The organism is Paenibacillus sp. FSL L8-0641 (genome assembly GCF_038006265.1).
In the GTDB taxonomy this organism is placed as follows: domain Bacteria; phylum Bacillota; class Bacilli; order Paenibacillales; family Paenibacillaceae; genus Paenibacillus; species Paenibacillus polymyxa_D.
The window spans coordinates 2,311,100-2,325,974 of the sequence record NZ_JBBOUW010000001.1 but is presented as its reverse complement, the minus strand read 5'-3'; the positions used below and the strand labels follow the sequence as shown (position 1 = coordinate 2,325,974).

Annotated in this window: 15 protein-coding genes and 1 pseudogene; 2 read left to right on the top strand and 14 right to left on the bottom strand. The window is 41.1% G+C overall.

Annotated features, from left to right (window positions below):
• Nucleotides 1-262: 262 nt before the first annotated feature.
• Complete coding sequence (gluQRS, locus tag MKY16_RS10635; protein ID WP_340955271.1) at nucleotides 263-1,258, top strand: tRNA glutamyl-Q(34) synthetase GluQRS; 996 nt, start codon at nucleotides 263-265, stop codon at nucleotides 1,256-1,258.
• A gap of 64 nt (nucleotides 1,259-1,322) precedes the next feature.
• Here gluQRS and MKY16_RS10630 read toward each other — a convergent pair whose 3' ends face one another.
• The 12 genes from MKY16_RS10630 to MKY16_RS10575 form a co-directional block, all read right to left on the bottom strand.
• Nucleotides 1,323-1,697 carry a DnaJ family domain-containing protein gene (locus MKY16_RS10630; RefSeq protein ID WP_076264218.1) on the bottom strand — a complete coding sequence of 125 codons (375 nt, stop codon included), beginning with the start codon at nucleotides 1,695-1,697 and terminating at the stop codon, nucleotides 1,323-1,325.
• A 124-nt stretch (nucleotides 1,698-1,821) separates the two neighbouring features.
• Entirely contained in the window at nucleotides 1,822-2,016 is a 195-nt protein-coding gene (locus tag MKY16_RS10625) for an XRE family transcriptional regulator (RefSeq protein ID WP_340957564.1), read from the bottom strand.
• Nucleotides 2,017-2,128: 112 nt separating this feature from the next.
• The gene (locus tag MKY16_RS10620; RefSeq protein WP_318627071.1) at nucleotides 2,129-2,296 is read right to left on the bottom strand and encodes an aspartyl-phosphate phosphatase Spo0E family protein; all 168 of its coding nucleotides are present in this window, start codon (nucleotides 2,294-2,296) and stop codon (nucleotides 2,129-2,131) included.
• Between the two features lie 283 nt (nucleotides 2,297-2,579).
• Nucleotides 2,580-3,998, bottom strand: a complete 1,419-nt coding sequence (locus MKY16_RS10615; RefSeq protein WP_340955269.1) for a helix-turn-helix transcriptional regulator — start codon at nucleotides 3,996-3,998, stop codon at nucleotides 2,580-2,582.
• A gap of 332 nt (nucleotides 3,999-4,330) precedes the next feature.
• Nucleotides 4,331-4,513 (bottom strand): hypothetical protein, encoded by a 183-nt coding sequence (locus MKY16_RS10610; protein WP_318626624.1) that lies wholly within the window; start codon nucleotides 4,511-4,513, stop codon nucleotides 4,331-4,333.
• Nucleotides 4,514-4,851: 338 nt separating this feature from the next.
• On the bottom strand, nucleotides 4,852-5,736 hold the full coding sequence (locus MKY16_RS10605; RefSeq protein ID WP_069010249.1) for a PD40 domain-containing protein: 885 nt from the start codon (nucleotides 5,734-5,736) through the stop codon (nucleotides 4,852-4,854).
• Nucleotides 5,737-5,773: 37 nt separating this feature from the next.
• Nucleotides 5,774-6,679: a copper amine oxidase N-terminal domain-containing protein gene (locus tag MKY16_RS10600; RefSeq protein WP_340955266.1), complete on the bottom strand. Its 906-nt coding sequence runs from the start codon at nucleotides 6,677-6,679 to the stop codon at nucleotides 5,774-5,776.
• An 86-nt stretch (nucleotides 6,680-6,765) separates the two neighbouring features.
• Nucleotides 6,766-7,656, bottom strand: a complete 891-nt coding sequence (locus MKY16_RS10595) for a copper amine oxidase N-terminal domain-containing protein (RefSeq protein ID WP_340955265.1) — start codon at nucleotides 7,654-7,656, stop codon at nucleotides 6,766-6,768.
• 972 nt (nucleotides 7,657-8,628) lie between these two features.
• Nucleotides 8,629-9,510: a copper amine oxidase N-terminal domain-containing protein gene (locus MKY16_RS10590; protein ID WP_340955264.1), complete on the bottom strand. Its 882-nt coding sequence runs from the start codon at nucleotides 9,508-9,510 to the stop codon at nucleotides 8,629-8,631.
• A 122-nt stretch (nucleotides 9,511-9,632) separates the two neighbouring features.
• Entirely contained in the window at nucleotides 9,633-10,523 is an 891-nt protein-coding gene (locus tag MKY16_RS10585; RefSeq protein WP_340955263.1) for a copper amine oxidase N-terminal domain-containing protein, read from the bottom strand.
• A gap of 471 nt (nucleotides 10,524-10,994) precedes the next feature.
• Entirely contained in the window at nucleotides 10,995-11,279 is a 285-nt protein-coding gene (locus tag MKY16_RS10580) for a hypothetical protein (protein ID WP_340955262.1), read from the bottom strand.
• Between the two features lie 320 nt (nucleotides 11,280-11,599).
• Nucleotides 11,600-11,914 (bottom strand): hypothetical protein, encoded by a 315-nt coding sequence (locus MKY16_RS10575; protein ID WP_340955261.1) that lies wholly within the window; start codon nucleotides 11,912-11,914, stop codon nucleotides 11,600-11,602.
• A 496-nt stretch (nucleotides 11,915-12,410) separates the two neighbouring features.
• Here MKY16_RS10575 and MKY16_RS10570 point away from each other — a divergent pair, with 496 nt between their 5' ends.
• Nucleotides 12,411-12,674 (top strand): hypothetical protein, encoded by a 264-nt coding sequence (locus tag MKY16_RS10570; RefSeq protein ID WP_340955259.1) that lies wholly within the window; start codon nucleotides 12,411-12,413, stop codon nucleotides 12,672-12,674.
• Between the two features lie 150 nt (nucleotides 12,675-12,824).
• Here MKY16_RS10570 and MKY16_RS10565 read toward each other — a convergent pair whose 3' ends face one another.
• Together MKY16_RS10565 and MKY16_RS10560 are read right to left on the bottom strand one after the other, a co-directional pair.
• Nucleotides 12,825-13,895, bottom strand: coding sequence for a hypothetical protein (locus MKY16_RS10565; protein ID WP_340955257.1), 1,071 nt, complete (start codon nucleotides 13,893-13,895; stop codon nucleotides 12,825-12,827).
• A pseudogene (locus tag MKY16_RS10560) lies at nucleotides 13,885-14,461 on the bottom strand (sigma-70 family RNA polymerase sigma factor). Before MKY16_RS10560 ends, MKY16_RS10565 begins: the two are co-directional and overlap by 11 nt.
• Between the last annotated feature and the right edge of the window lie 414 nt (nucleotides 14,462-14,875).

Below are 14,875 nucleotides of genomic sequence, written 5' to 3'. Positions count from 1 at the left end.
TGAATTTTTCATTACCTGTAATTATCGAATCTTGAATAGAAAAGGTATGCTGCCCCCTCTGGGACTTCTCTTCGGTCTATCGTGCATAATTCTTCTAAATCTATTATACAGATATTTAAATTTCCCGTCTGGCCATCGCGGCTATGTAAGTTTCCTGTGTTAGCTCCTATACCTGTCGGGATGCACTCGCGGCAAGATCGTTTTATAATATGGTTGATATGGATTGCTGAAGGACGGAATATAGAATCGAGGTCACTTTCGTATGGAATTACAGGCCCAACCCATCAGAGGGCGATTTGCCCCAACACCATCGGGATGGATACACTTAGGAAACGCTCGTACTGCCTTATTATCCTGGCTGCACGTTCGCTCCCTGGGTGGAACCTATATTTTGCGCATGGAAGATATTGATATGACGCGAGCTCGCAGCCAGTTGGCGCAAGGGAGTATGGAAGATTTGCGCTGGATTGGTCTGGACTGGGACGAAGGACCCGACGTAGGCGGTCCCTACGGCCCCTACACTCAAAGCCAGCGGCTGGAACGCTACCAGTCTGCATTGGAGAAACTACAGAGGCAAGATTTACTGTATCCTTGTTTTTGCAGTCGAGCTGACATTCTGGCTGCCGCTCATGCTCCGCATGGACTGTCTGGTGAAGGGCCTGCGTATTCGGGGGCATGTCGTAGCCTTAGCTCTCAAGATGCCGTAGCCAAAGCACAATATAAACTCCCTTCACTTCGCTTTAAAGTACCGCAATATCCAGATGCCGTTATTTCGTTTCATGATCAGGTAGCAGGTCATGTGGCCTTCGGTACGGCAGAGGGGGGCGATTTTATCGTCAAACGAGCCGACGGCATGTTTTCCTATCAGCTGGCTGTCGTTGTCGATGATGCGGATATGCATATGACCGACGTACTACGCGGGTATGATCTTCTCGATTCAACGCCCCGTCAGCTATTGCTGTACCAAGCTTTGGGGTTGCAGCCGCCACGTTTCGCACACGTTCCCCTTGTCCTAGGCCCTGATGGACGAAGGCTGGCCAAACGACATGGTGGTGTAGCACTCCGAGCTATGCGCCGACAAGGGGTCACACCGGAAGCAGTCATTGGCTGGCTCGCCTATTTTTCCGGGCTGCTGGATTCACCGGTGCCTGTGAAGGCTGAGGATTTAATCGATAACTTTCATTTGGACAAGCTGCCCAAAGAACCTGTCATCCTGACGAAACAATGCCTCACAAGATTATCTGCACTGCAACGGTAATGAGGTAAAGCGCGGAAATCAAAGTGTACGGGCAAAGGCATTCCGTCCTTTGCTCCGCTCGTCTCTATTCCTCCAGTCGCTTACGCATAGCGGACTCATATTCATAAAATACAGATGACGTATTCAGCCCTCTTTCCTCCAGCAGCATACGGAGACGAAGTGATTTTTCAGTCAGCCTGCGACTGATCCGCTGTTGCTCTCCTGCCTCATGGCAAGCGTGAAGCAAATCACGTAGCTGGACACATTCCTTTTGTAACTGAAGCTCTTCCGGTAAAATGCCTGCATTCTTCAACAGCTTGTACGACATCCGCAGCTCCTCTGGAACATGTGACAAATCCTCGATCACCAGTGGCTTGCCCTCTCCCGGTAAATGATCAAACTCACCTTTGGCCATCGCCTCGGCAATCTTCTGCTCTGCCATTCTGGAGAACATCCCCATCGCCCCTTTCCACTCCTTGTATTAAACATCCTATGTACAATCTATATTAAAGAAACCTGGAGTCCTTTGCCACTGTAGCTTACATATCATTAGGATGTCCTGTATCCATAAAGGAGAAAGAGGGTTATTCTTCGATCCCAAGCAATTGACATACTTGTACTCTATATTTTTTGGCCTTACGTGTTCCATGAATGAGATTAGACAAGCGACTAGCAGGAATATGGTAGGTATCACAAAATGTTCTCTGATCCATTTGAATTTCAACTAGCTTTTGTTTGATTTTCCAGCCGAAAGGGGTTACAGGATTTCGTTTGTTCAGCAACGTTATCACCTCTTCTATAGTATAGGATTTAGAATTTTTATCGGGGTTTGGGGTTTGGAGATTGGAGTTCGTCTTCTTCTTTTAAAAGCGCGTCAAGCATACATATTAGCTAAGATTTCATTTTGCAGGTTTGGTATTGATTCAATAGTTTATCCAGTTTTATGGATTGTTCAATCACTTTGGGATGCGTTAAAAATCCGTATTTCTTCTGGACTTGGTACAGTCTTTTTCTGGCCCGTTCGACACGAAGTAAAGTCACACCTGGATTCATCAGCATGATTCCCCCTTCTGTGTCATATTCTAATGCAAAACGTAAATTTTTGGTTTTTTTTAAAATACGCTTAACAAAAAAAGCGCTTCTGGAACATTCCAGAGGCACTTTTGTCGGTATATGTTTATTTTCAGTTGGTTCAGTATTAAACTTGGAATCACAATGCCCAAGAAACTGAGGCAACCAATCGTTACTCCTTAGCTCCCCTGATTAAGCACCTCCTATTGTTTCCTGAAGATGGATAATCTGGTTATGTGATTGAACAGGTACATACACGATAAACAAGAAGCTAGTTACGACAATCAATAGAACCATTTTTTTTAACATTTCCTAACCACACTTTCTCAATAAAATTGTAAAATCCTGCTTTGATTTCAGGGACAGCGTAAGTCTTAAAATGTACGAATAGCCCCAAACAGTTTTTAAAGCAAGTCACATTATTTAGTGTATTCGAGTTTTCCAATGAACAGAGCAAATGTTTAAAACCATCACTATACATACCTCGGTGCAAATAATAATAAGCTAGCTCATATCCAAAACGTGCATACTGATCCGGCACGACTCGCTGTGTGTACATATCAGTAGAAGGTTGCTGTTGAGCAAAAGAATTAATCTGCCTTTCAAAGCGCAAGAATATATCATTCACATCTAGCTGGAATTGATTAGCCGCAATTACAACGTTCATCAACTTAGCTATCATTTCCTTTTCTGATGTTTCGGATGAGGTGCAAATATAATCTAGGTAATAAGGAAGTACGCTTACTTCCCCTGATAAAAGCTTATACACGTAAGTATTACCTTCTGCCCAATCTTGAAACTGTTTAATCCATTGCAGAGTATCCTCGTCCCTCTCTTTGACCCAATCTAAATTAGCGTAGGCGTATGTATATTCTAATGCCTGCTCATAGTCGCCTTTGGCCTCATATACACTGGCACACAGTAAATCAGAATAGGTGATGTACACAAACAATGGACGGCTCAGCCTCTTTTCAAGTTCCGCAGGCTTTCGTTTTTTCTGCTTATGCTCTAATGTATATTGGATTTCCGCTCTAACTCTCATTTTTCGAGCGGTCACATCAAGCCTGTCCCATAAGCGTAAAGAACGATACACATTCGCCAAATCTTTTAAAGCATCAAGCTGATCTATTTCATCTAGACGTTCCACAAAGGGTTCAAATAGCGTGGCTGCCTTGAGATTACGGCTCTGATCATCTCCAACTTGAATCGTGAATATACGATATTGGCAGGTCGCCAAGCGTTCAGAATGCTGATATTTCTCCACTTCTGCGACATTCTCATAGAGAGGCAGCGCAGCAGCATGTCGTCCCTGTTCAAATAATGCTTCTGCAACATCAAATAGCCTGGACGCATACAGCGGATTATCCATGATATGTCCAACCATTCGACGGATTGCATCCAGCTTGTCCAGCTCCGCACAACGATACAATAATGGCTCGATTCGCCTAAAATTCGGGGAAAGGTCAATGATGTAATTTTCTATGTATAGGTCATAAAAATAGCCTTCTGGCAAATCCATAGCCGCAGTAATTCGGTCTAGCTGCTGTACGGAAACAGGACGATGCTGAGTAATCCAATTACTAAGCGTTCTTTGATGAACCCCTGAATATTCGGCAAATTGACTCAATGTCATATCATTTTGTTTTAGATAATCCTCAAACTCCGCTGAAATCGTAGGTGTATGCTTCAAGTCATAACCACCCTTCACATAAAAATTCCATTATTTTAAAAATCACCCTCTATTCTTCTCCATAATTAACCATATGTCAATATATTATGCAACTAATGTTTATAACGAAAATTCAGCATAACTTACACATATTGGGACATGTAGGACGAGTGGCATCCTGAAATGATTGGGTTGATCCAAGTAAAAGGTTTCACAGAGTTGACATGACTAATTCATTTCCCCATGTGGATTCTCACCAGTAATGATATAGAGGTCCCATGCAGAAACTCTGTTGGACCTTTTAATTACATGAAAAATCCCCTGATGTAGATGCAATCAGGGGATACCTAGGTTCATTTCTCTCGCTTTGATAATACGAAGTTGATTATTTCTCCAGTCACAATTCCTGTCAAAATTGCATAGATTCCCATAGCGCTCATCTTATATCCCAAAGCGTAAAATAACCCTATAACTATTGCGTAGCCCAACAAAATCGCTGCATAGCGTTTTAGTAACTTACTCATGGAAATTCTCATAAGCAACTCCCACCTAAATTTATACTTCAACCATTGTAAAAGTCTGGTATCAATTATCAACACAAACTGAACAACATAAGATTTTGTTCGGTTTGTACAAGAGCGACGCCGTCTTCCTTGGATCGCTTTAAAACGATCATTTCTTGGTTGAAGAGGTCGCATATAAGCATAACGTAGCAACATTCTCTTTCAGCCCTTTGTTGGCCACAAGCAATCATTAAATATTCAAAAGTAAATCTATAATGTTGATAGAGTGCATTAAAGTCGAAAAAAGTGGAGTTTAAAATTATGACTATATAGATGATACGGTTTCAAAATACTCTCTCTGTATATGTCAATCAAGATTTCGGTGTTAATTGAGATATCTTCTGCTCATCATTCTTAGTTAGAGAACCCTTCTTTAAAATTGATTTTTTTGTTTCTGAGTAAGTATAGAGTACTGCTTGTGGAGAATCGTCACCTTTACTCACAAAGTCAAAACTTTTCCCATCTTTATGCCAAACTATAGATGAAATTAATGTAAAGTCCTTATCGGACACATGCATATAGCTCTTACGCTCAACATTGTATAGTCCGATATAACTTGAACCTAAATCACCGATTCCAAACGCAATCTTTTTTCCATCAGGCGACCAGTTATAGGCATCAATCTTTTCGCTCCCGGCTCCGTCACTATTCATCTCAAACATGTTTACAATAGTTTGAGTCCCATCGGATAAATTAATTAAAATAAGTCTACTCCCCTCGTGATCGCTTACATGAAGAGCTACCTGGTTGCTTTTAGATAAGGAAAGTGAGTTAACTCTCAAAGGTCGTGGGTTGAGCTTAACGAGTTGCTCTCCACGCTTACCTTTTATTTTCATAGAATTCACAACTTCATTGGCTTCGGCGGCTTCTTCCCCTTTAGCGTTAGTTAATTTTGCTGTAAAAGTAACGTCTTTATTTTTCCATACAATCTGTTTCCCCGAAACTACAACCTTAGATTTGTCTTGGTTATTATCATACTGAGAATAATCTAAGGTATTCACCTTTTTAACAGTTGCTCTAGATGTTTCTACAGTTGCTTTTTCGTCTACTTTTTTTACACCTTCCTTTGTGCTGTTTACCCCGGTATTATTCACTTCGGTCTGAGGTAGTTGATGATTTGAGCTTGCCTTACCACTACACCCTGAAATCACTAACATCACTATCGCACCTACAGACATAATCTGCACGAATTTCATAGTTTCCTCCTTAAGAGTCGGTTCCCTAAGTTCCCTTTTATAGCTGTTCTTCTTCTGGAATAGAGAAAAACATTTGCTTCGCCTGATCTTCAGCCGCTTCCCCCAGACGAGTTTTTTTGCCAGCTTTATCAATAGTCCCGAACGTGGTTCCACCCGGAACGCTATAATTATAATAAACTACGCCCTTTTGGATCGTTGGCATTTTGCCGCTTTGTTCAACAATTTTGTTGGTGAGGAACGGCAGGTTTGCATTTCTAGCTTCCTGTTGCAGATTCAGCCTTGCAGACCAGAGCAGCTCTACATGCGTGTCAATGATACGATAGTAATTCACACTGTCCATGTGTTGTTCAAAAAATTCACTGGATTGGTTTTTTTGGAAGTAGCGAATATAAGCCATACTATCCCCTTCTTTACCTGACAGTACATTAACTTTGGCAATACGTGGAAGACTGTATGCACCATGACGAGCTACAGAAATATCGCTAGATTGGATTTCTTTCAGCATCTCTTCTGTCGGCTTTGCTACGTAAACTGTACGATCTGGGGCATCCCAGTACACTTGAGAACCGGACGCATCTGCAATGAAACGCAGCGGTACCATAACACGACCATTTTTCATTGCAGAAGAGGTAGACAGCGTTACTTTTTTATCACCTACCATTGTCTCTTTTTTACCAGCCACCAGTGTTGATTTTGTTCCGTTATTATCTACAGTTACCGTTTTAGAAGTATTGTTCCAGTTGATCGTTACACCAGGAATCGATCTTATCATATTCAATGCTACTAATGTGGAACCATTCTGAACATAGGGGTCTACATCCCCTGGCATGGGTACGTTATTCACTTGCACAATAATGGACTTGGAGGCTGCTCCAGAAACACCGCTAGCAAGCATACTAAAAGATATTGTTGATGCAAAAGCCGCTTTGAAAAATGTATTCATAATTATATTCACCTCAATAGTGTCTTCTTGTCAGCATTTCAAACTAAATTGAGCTTAGTAGTATTAATACATCGATTCAGTATTAGCTAGTGTTTTCTCGTCTCATTAGGAATAGGTTGGATAATATCTGTATAGGATTTCGCCTTTGCAGTGAGATCTTTTTGTTGACCTTTATCATCTTTGTATACAGCTTTGATATTTCCATGCTCATCATTAAACATCAAGATATCAGTCACCCATTGAACGTAATTATAGCTAGGTCTCTTTCCAGCACTTGATGCAATATCTTCCAGACCCCTGGATACAGTAAACTGCCAGACTGCCTTGGCCACTCCATCTTTAACTTCAACTACCGTATTACCAACATTGTTTCCATACATGTATCTGGAAGAATCCCCTCTTGGGAAAATGTAATTGTATTCTTTATTAGCCCCAGGTTTTTCTAAAGAAGAAAGCGATTTGAAAGAAAATTGAACCGGCAACGATATAGCAGCCTGACGAGCGGTTTGTAAATCTTCTGCCTGTAAGTTCTCTTGGTCTACCTTATAATTACCGTCTTGAATAAATAGAATAGACCGAAGCTTCTCATAGCTTGCCTTATAGCCAAAATTCTCCGACACAAAACGAATAGGAACCAATATCCTTCCCTGAGTTACTTGGACAGGAACATCTACCTGAACCGTTTTGTTATTTTTAAATGCTTCTTTTTTGCTGGCCGTCAACTTAATTTGATCTGTGCCTTTTGTGATGAGGGCAGATTGACTTTTACTATCCCATTGATAGGTTACCCCAAGTGAAGCAAGCGTGCGTATAGGGACCAAAACACGCCCGTCCTTAATAATAGGTGAAACATCGGTTGCTATAAACTTCCCATTCACATTCACCGCGTTAACGGATATCGGATTGGCAGCATCAGCAATCGCCCAGGATTGAAACATAAGTACGAAGAAAAACACAAACACAATAACCTTTTTCAAGATAAATTACCTCCTTTTTCAATAAGCACCCTTACATAAGACGTATGAAATAATTCGAAAGTTTCTAATCTATACCACAAAATTCATATGTTTTGAGATGATGAGCGAAATGTAGCGTTCATGGTGTTTTTTGCCCTCCCTAATCCCTTTTCAAGGTCCTTCATTCGCTCCGTGGGTCTTGCCACCTTAGAGCCAGTAGCAATGAGCCTGCTTCCCTGTCTTATCCTGCCTACTCTCCTGCTCACCGATCTGGAAGCCAGCCGCTTGCTACAGTATCCAGGCTGGTTCAAACCAGCCTTTAGGGTTACAACCGGCCATTAAAAAAGAACGCTCTTGGATTCCTCCAAAAACGCCTTTTCTAAACAATGACCTTTTCCGAAATTACTTTCCTTTACGAATTATGCTCATTTTTGTAAACTTGCACGCAAAAACTGTATAATAATTGTATAACTGTAAACTAGGTGAGGGGAGAGAACGATGCTAAAAAATCCTTATTATTTAACTTTTGTTCTTTTGGTATGGCTCATAGCTAGTCTAGTTTTGCGAATTTCATATAATTATCCGAACACTCTTTATAACTGGTTGTTAGCATCATTAATAATCCGTTTAATTGTACGCGCTATTCATGCAACATATCAGAAAAATGGGAAGACCAGTAGGATAACTGATTGGGTTGTAGAATTATTTATGCTTCTCATTTCATTCGGAGTTATCATATCCATATTTTCAACTAAAGACTTTTTATGGTCAGATCAATTAATTTTTCTGCTTGCAGAGCTATATTTACTTATTGGTGTGTGCGTTAATCTTATCAAAATCAGAAAAAAGGGGTGCTCCTAGATTTCTCTAGCCCCCTACTAATTGTTTTTTTTAGCCTATCGACTTCCTGAAGCTCGGATCAGAAAACTTAAAAGGAAAGCATAGATAAGGACGTCCCTTATTGCTCAGAACGTCCAAAATGAAGTGAAAAATCTATTTTATTTGATCTTTCCTTACTTCGCCGGAAATAGGTACAATAATATCTGCTAATCCTGTAGTATTTTTAGGCAAAGCTTGCGTTACTGGCTTCTCGGTCCCCACTTTACCATATGTGACACTATGATCCACACGTTCTTGTAAAAAATAATATTGTGTTTTGTCTTCCGATGGACGCTTTCCTTTTTCTTTCATTTTCTTCCTCGAATCTTCTTCTACACCTTCCCAAACTATATGTTTAACATCATCCTTAATTTCATAGTAAGTATATAAATTCCCAACAACATAATAATATCTCAATGCTTCTCCTTCAGGAAAGATATACTGATAATAAACACCCTCCTCGGTATTATGAAGCGCATTTTCATCCTTAGAAGGAAGATTTACAGCGATTTTACGTGCCGCCACCAAATCCGTACCTTGATACAGCTTCTTATATGTTTCTACTTGGTCAGCACTCCGGATAATGACAGTATTTTTGTCCGCTTTCCACTCCACCTCTGCTTTAAAGGCTTCGCTGATGAAGCGCAAAGGCACAACAACGCGATTCTTGTTTAATTGAGCAGGCACGTCCAAAGTAAGTGTTTTTTCTCGATAAGAAGCTTCTTTTTGGCCGATCGTAAGCACAAGTTTCTCTTTTACCCCAGGAGCATTGACAGTCACCGTCTTCTTGTCCGCGTTCCAGACTAGATTAAGCTTTAGCGGCTTTAAGGAAGCTAAAGAAACCATAGTCCTTCCTGCAACGGAAACAGGTGGAGCATCTGAATTAGCGACCTCACTATTGATCACCAATTGAATGGATGGTGCAGCAGAAAGCGAAATAGCAAATGTTAAAAGCATACCTAAAGTAAGCATAGATGAAAGAAAGATTTTTTTCATACCCAACTAACCTCCAATAATTTGTAATTCACTAAAAACCCATTGCTGCTTAGAATTTGAATTCATAAGCAAAATAAAGAACATCCCTTGCTAAGGATGTCCTTAATAAACTGATTCAGTAACTATTGTTTTCTCGTCTCATTAGGAATAGGTTGGATAACATCTTTATAGGATTCAGCTTTTACAGTGAAATCTTTCTGTTGACCTTTATCATCTTTGTATATAATCTTGAAATTTCCATCTCTATCATTACCCATTGTAATGTCTGTTACCCATCCGACGTAATTATAACTTGGTCTTTGGCCAGCACTGGATACAATATCATCCATACCATTTCCTGAGGTAAATTGCCAAACCGCCTTAGCTACTCCATCTTTAATCTCAACTACCGTATTACCAACATTGTTAAAATACATGTATCTGGACGAATCCCCTCTCGGGAAAGCATAAAAATAGCCTTGATTAGCCCCCGGTTTTTCCAAAGCAGAAATTGATTTGAAGGAAAATTGAATCGGCAACGATATAGCTGCCTCACGCGCTGCTTGTAAATCTTCTGCCTGTAAGCTCTCTTGATCGACCTTATAATTACCGTCTTGAATAAATAAAATAGACCGAAGCTTCTCATAGCTTGCCTTGTAGCCAAAATTCTCCGACACAAAACGAATAGGTACCAATATCCTTCCCTGAGTCATTTGGACAGGGACATCAACCTGGACTGCTTTGTTATTTTTAAATGCTTCCTTTTTGTTGGCCGTCAGCTTAATTTGATCTGTGCCTTTTGTGATGAAAGCAGATTGACTTTTACTATCCCAGTGATAGGTTACCCCCAGTGAAGCAAGTGTGCGTATAGGGACCAAAACACGCCCGTCCTTAATAATAGGTGAAACATCGGTTGCTATAAACTTCCCATTCACATTCACCGCGTTAACGGATATCGGATTGGCAGCATCAGCAATCGCCCAGGATTGAAACATAAGTACGAAGAAAAACACAAACACAATAACCTTTTTCAAGATGAATTACCTCCTTTTTCAATAAGCACCCTTACATAAGACGTATGTAATAATTCGAAAGTTTCTAATCTATACCACAAAATTCATATGTTTTGAGATGATGAGCGAAATGTAGCGTTCATGGCGTTTTTTGCCCTCCTTGATCACTCTTTCAAGGCCCTTCGCTCCGTGGGTTGCGTTAAGCGAGCGCCAGGAACGTAGAGCGCCTTGGCCGGGCGCTTTCTCCCAGCGTAGGCGCTCTAGTTATCGGCGTGAGTAGCGGCGCAGCGGTGCGTACTGGCTCTTAGGTGGCCGCTCTTGCCGCCTTAGAGCCAGTAGCATGAGCCTGTTTCCCCCACTCTTGTCCTGCTCGCTCCCTTACTTGCCGATCAGCGAGTCTATTTTTTACAGATATCCCGGCTGGTTAAAACCAGCATTTAGGGTTTCAACAGGCTCATAAAAAAAGACTCTTCCGGTTTCACAGAAACGTCCTTAATAATCTTCAACCCACAAAGATACATATATAAATAATACGTAAGCTAAAAGGAAGAACCCAATCACACTAAAAAGGATAATCCAGATAAAACGTTTTTTTAATGGAGACAGGATTTCCCCGCATCGTCTTAGGATTCTCTGACGGGTAGGCAACAACTCATATTCTAATTTCTTTATAACATGTTCTGCTTCTTCCTCATCTCTAACTAAAAGTTCACTCCATAATTGCTCATAACGTTCTCGGATTTCTTCTTTTTTAGAACTATCCTCTAGAAAAGCCATTTATCTACCTCCATAATAATCCATTTATGTAGAAAAAAATCAGAAAATGTACAGCGACATTTTCCGAGGTATTCTATTATTCAACCTTACACGTTGCCCACGTAACATAAAGAAAAACACAGGTTCCTTTTTGTTGGACCCGTGTTTTATCGTTTATACAATTAGCTGTGGTCGATGGATAAGGCCCCGCTTATGGTATTAGCACTGTTATATGAACACCAAAGAAATAATTTTTATTTTTATTTAAATTGTAAATGCGTACAAAAATGCGCTCACCTGTTTTAAAAGTGGAACTGGACACAGCGTTATTACTGCCTAATTCATATGCAGTAATGGTATAGCTTCCCGAATGTGGGTAATCCTCCATTCACAGCTCCTCTAATTTTTATTTCTCCTGAGCTGTTTGTAGGGAAATAGTAGTGAGTATAAATAGTGTCTCTTACACCTGAAAATTCAGCAATATAAGTACCTTGGCTGTTAATGTTCCAGAACGAGGTTGGGTACGTAATGCTGAATAACCCTAAGCTGCTTGAAGTGCTTATTTTCTTAGGATCAAGAGCAGACGTCTTATCTGTTGCTGGATCTAATATTTCGACTTTAGCATCACTCGTTGTTTCTATAACTGGTTTATTCATATTATCTACAATACCAATTTTATCTACCGCTTTTTCGTTACTTCCAGTTCCTACTGGCAGAACTTCGACAGAAGGAGTCGCCTGATCTTTAGTTATTTGCTAGCGGCAGGAACCGAAGCGGCGGATACAGAAGCACCTAAAGCAGCAACCATTGTAAGTGTAGCAAGCATAGTAAACCATGTTTTCTACATTTGTAATTCCCTCTATCCTTTAATTTTTATTCTATTGATGTATAATTTTTGTATGCAAATAGTTACTAATATTTTTTTGTAATTTACAACTAATTTTTTATGGTTTTTGGAATATTCATGTTAATTATACAGGTAACTTGATAGTTTTTCCAACGTATTCAATTAATCAATAGCGAATATACCGGAATTGAGTATATAGCACTTTTTTTTGTTAAATGCGTAATTTAGGAAGTTTCACCTTTCCCATGACAACTTGATTTTTCAACAATTATAATCTCGTATATTTTTTTCAGGGAGGAATTTACATGGGCTTTTTGATCTTCGTACCACAGCCTTCAGTGTCGAATAGCCTTCCGTGGAACAATGCAAAAAAGCAAAGATTTGGCCAACTGGCTGATCCCCGCTTTTCTATGTCCATTTCCGAAAAACGGCCGTTTTCGGGCTTATCCTTCGGCGGCTCATGGACGTTTACTTCTCCAAAAGCTTCAGCACGTTGTCCCAATCACTCGGCAGTCGGATTTTTGCCTATTCTGCCGGCATTTCTTCGTCTTCAAATTGACTCAAAATGAACTTTCCCTTCTGTATCAATGATGACCATAAACAACCAACCCATGCCCTATTTTTTGACTGTAAAGAAGCCATTATTGCATTTCGAATGCAATGTAAGAATATCTAAAAAATAAAATACAGGCGCCATTTCTGGCGCCTGTATTGTCTTCCTACCAAGGCGTTTCCGTTTTGTGTTCAATCACTTTCAATACTTTGGGTTCCAGAATCCGTTTCAATAGTTCCAGCGTACGATCGTCATCAGTAGCTCCACCATGCGGATCGGCTTGGATTTGTTTTTTTGCCTGCGTACTTGCGATTACGTCCATGACTTGTTGTTTGGAAATCTTTTTAGATGCTGCGATCTCGACGACAGATGCCCCCTTTGCCAATTCTTGTTTCAAGTCTGCTGGACTCATGTGAAGTAAAGAAAAGAGCTCTTCATCGTTTAAAAAGGCATCCGCAGTATAGTCAGGCTTGCCGTTAGTCATGAAAAAGCCTTCCACGGATGGAGCAGGGCCGCCTCCGATCAGAGAAACGCTGATCGTATTCCCTTGAACGAATGCCTGATAAAACGGCGTTGTTGATCCCTTTTCGGTGTAGTTCAATATAAATGTTTTTTGGTCCGGGTTCTGCATCGGCTCCATGTTACATTCGTACTTACTGGAGCTGCCGTACAGTTTGTTAATGAGGTCATCTACTTTCGATTTGATTTCTTGATCGGTTAAGGAGATGACCGGCTTCTCCTGAGGCTCCCAATTCTCTTGGTTCACTTGTTCGATTTCACCCGTGATACCGTTCAAATCAAGTCGGACCTTTTTGCCGTGAGCTCCCTTTTCCTGCAGCACGATGCTTGTTTGAATGGCTTTCCCCTGACTTGTATTCGCGGGGTCTCCTCCAATCTGGCTGGCGTCGATAATTTCAAACGACTTGGTTTCCGGATAAGAGCGATACAACTTTTCAAGCGCTGCTTGGCCAACCGCATCCATCTTGACTTGTTGGGCTGTCATCGGTGTCCTCGTAATCATTTCAATCAGGGGAGGGGCCGCGAATGCCGCGGTTGGAATCATAATTACTGCAGCAACAATGCCGCCGATCAATCGTTTTTTCATCGTTTTTTTGCTCCTTTGCCGTTGTACGTATTGAGAATAGGATTGTTCGATTCGTTTGGAAACAGCCGGGGGACATTCCATGGTCTCTGCCTCTTGGTGCAGGTACTCGCTGACTTGACTTTCAATAGGCATTGTTCTTTTCCATCCTTTCCAACGGGAGATTTCCCAATTGTTTTCGAAGCGACTGCAGGCCGGCATGATATCTGGACTTTGACTGTACCCAGCGGAATATCGAGTAATGTCGCAATCTCCTCCAGCGTATAATCGTGATAAAAGCGGAGGATGATCACCGTTCGCTGTTTATCGGTCAGCTTGTGCATGGCCCTCGATATCTCGGGGTCTGTCCCATCCGTCCTCAACGTGGGCTGATCCCAATGATACTCTTCCCGAGAAAAGACACGGATGCGTTCGAAAATTCGGAATCTCCTCCAGCTTTTCACCCGGAATCTTTGCACTTGTCGGATGACCAAGCCGTGCAGCCAGAAGTGGAAAGGACGATTCGGATCGTAGTTGGGAAGCGAGGTCCACATTTGCATGTAGATCTCATTCATAATATCTTCGCGATCCTGCGGATGATCCACCAGAAAAGAGACGGTCCGGTAGACATCCTTATAGGTGGCATCATACAACGTATGAAACGCCTGCTGATCTCCTTCGATCATTTTTGTGAGCACGTGGTACATAGATTCACTTTGCATTCAGAGGGCCCTCCTGAGTAAGCAGCTTACACCCTATATTGTCGCTCGATGGAAAAAAGGTTTGGTTTTTTATGTTTTCGGTTGGGAGCCTATGGATTGTGGGAAGGCGAGCAGCGGCATGAAAACGTGGAAGACATGTTGTTCTTCCGTCAGACTGCACGGTGAGCTCAAGGAATTAGGCCTTTGCAGGAGCTATCTGATCAAACCCAATAAAGATGAGTTCTGAACAATAAAGTTGAGTTCTAACTGAAAAAAATACAATAAAGTTGTGTTCTCAAAATTAAAGAGACCCGACGGTAGGTTACATCATAAGAACTCTTTTAGAGCAATAAGGGTAATTGATAATTAATTCAAAACTCAATATTATTGTATATGCTCGAATGAAAATGATGATTTTGTGAGACCAAGAACTCT

Excerpts from the sequence above, each read along its gene's own strand:
- gluQRS (WP_340955271.1), top strand. The coding sequence starts at position 263 with ATGGAATTACAGGCCCAACCCATCAGAGGGCGATTTGCCCCAACACCA.
- MKY16_RS10630 (WP_076264218.1), bottom strand. The coding sequence starts at position 1,697 with ATGGGGATGTTCTCCAGAATGGCAGAGCAGAAGATTGCCGAGGCGATG.
- MKY16_RS10620 (WP_318627071.1), bottom strand. The coding sequence starts at position 2,296 with ATGCTGATGAATCCAGGTGTGACTTTACTTCGTGTCGAACGGGCCAGA.
- MKY16_RS10610 (WP_318626624.1), bottom strand. The coding sequence starts at position 4,513 with ATGAGAATTTCCATGAGTAAGTTACTAAAACGCTATGCAGCGATTTTG.
- MKY16_RS10605 (WP_069010249.1), bottom strand. The coding sequence starts at position 5,736 with ATGAAATTCGTGCAGATTATGTCTGTAGGTGCGATAGTGATGTTAGTG.
- MKY16_RS10600 (WP_340955266.1), bottom strand. The coding sequence starts at position 6,679 with ATGAATACATTTTTCAAAGCGGCTTTTGCATCAACAATATCTTTTAGT.
- MKY16_RS10590 (WP_340955264.1), bottom strand. The coding sequence starts at position 9,510 with ATGAAAAAAATCTTTCTTTCATCTATGCTTACTTTAGGTATGCTTTTA.
- MKY16_RS10580 (WP_340955262.1), bottom strand. The coding sequence starts at position 11,279 with ATGGCTTTTCTAGAGGATAGTTCTAAAAAAGAAGAAATCCGAGAACGT.
- MKY16_RS10575 (WP_340955261.1), bottom strand. The coding sequence starts at position 11,914 with ATGAATAAACCAGTTATAGAAACAACGAGTGATGCTAAAGTCGAAATA.
- MKY16_RS10570 (WP_340955259.1), top strand. The coding sequence starts at position 12,411 with ATGGGCTTTTTGATCTTCGTACCACAGCCTTCAGTGTCGAATAGCCTT.
- MKY16_RS10565 (WP_340955257.1), bottom strand. The coding sequence starts at position 13,895 with ATGCCTATTGAAAGTCAAGTCAGCGAGTACCTGCACCAAGAGGCAGAG.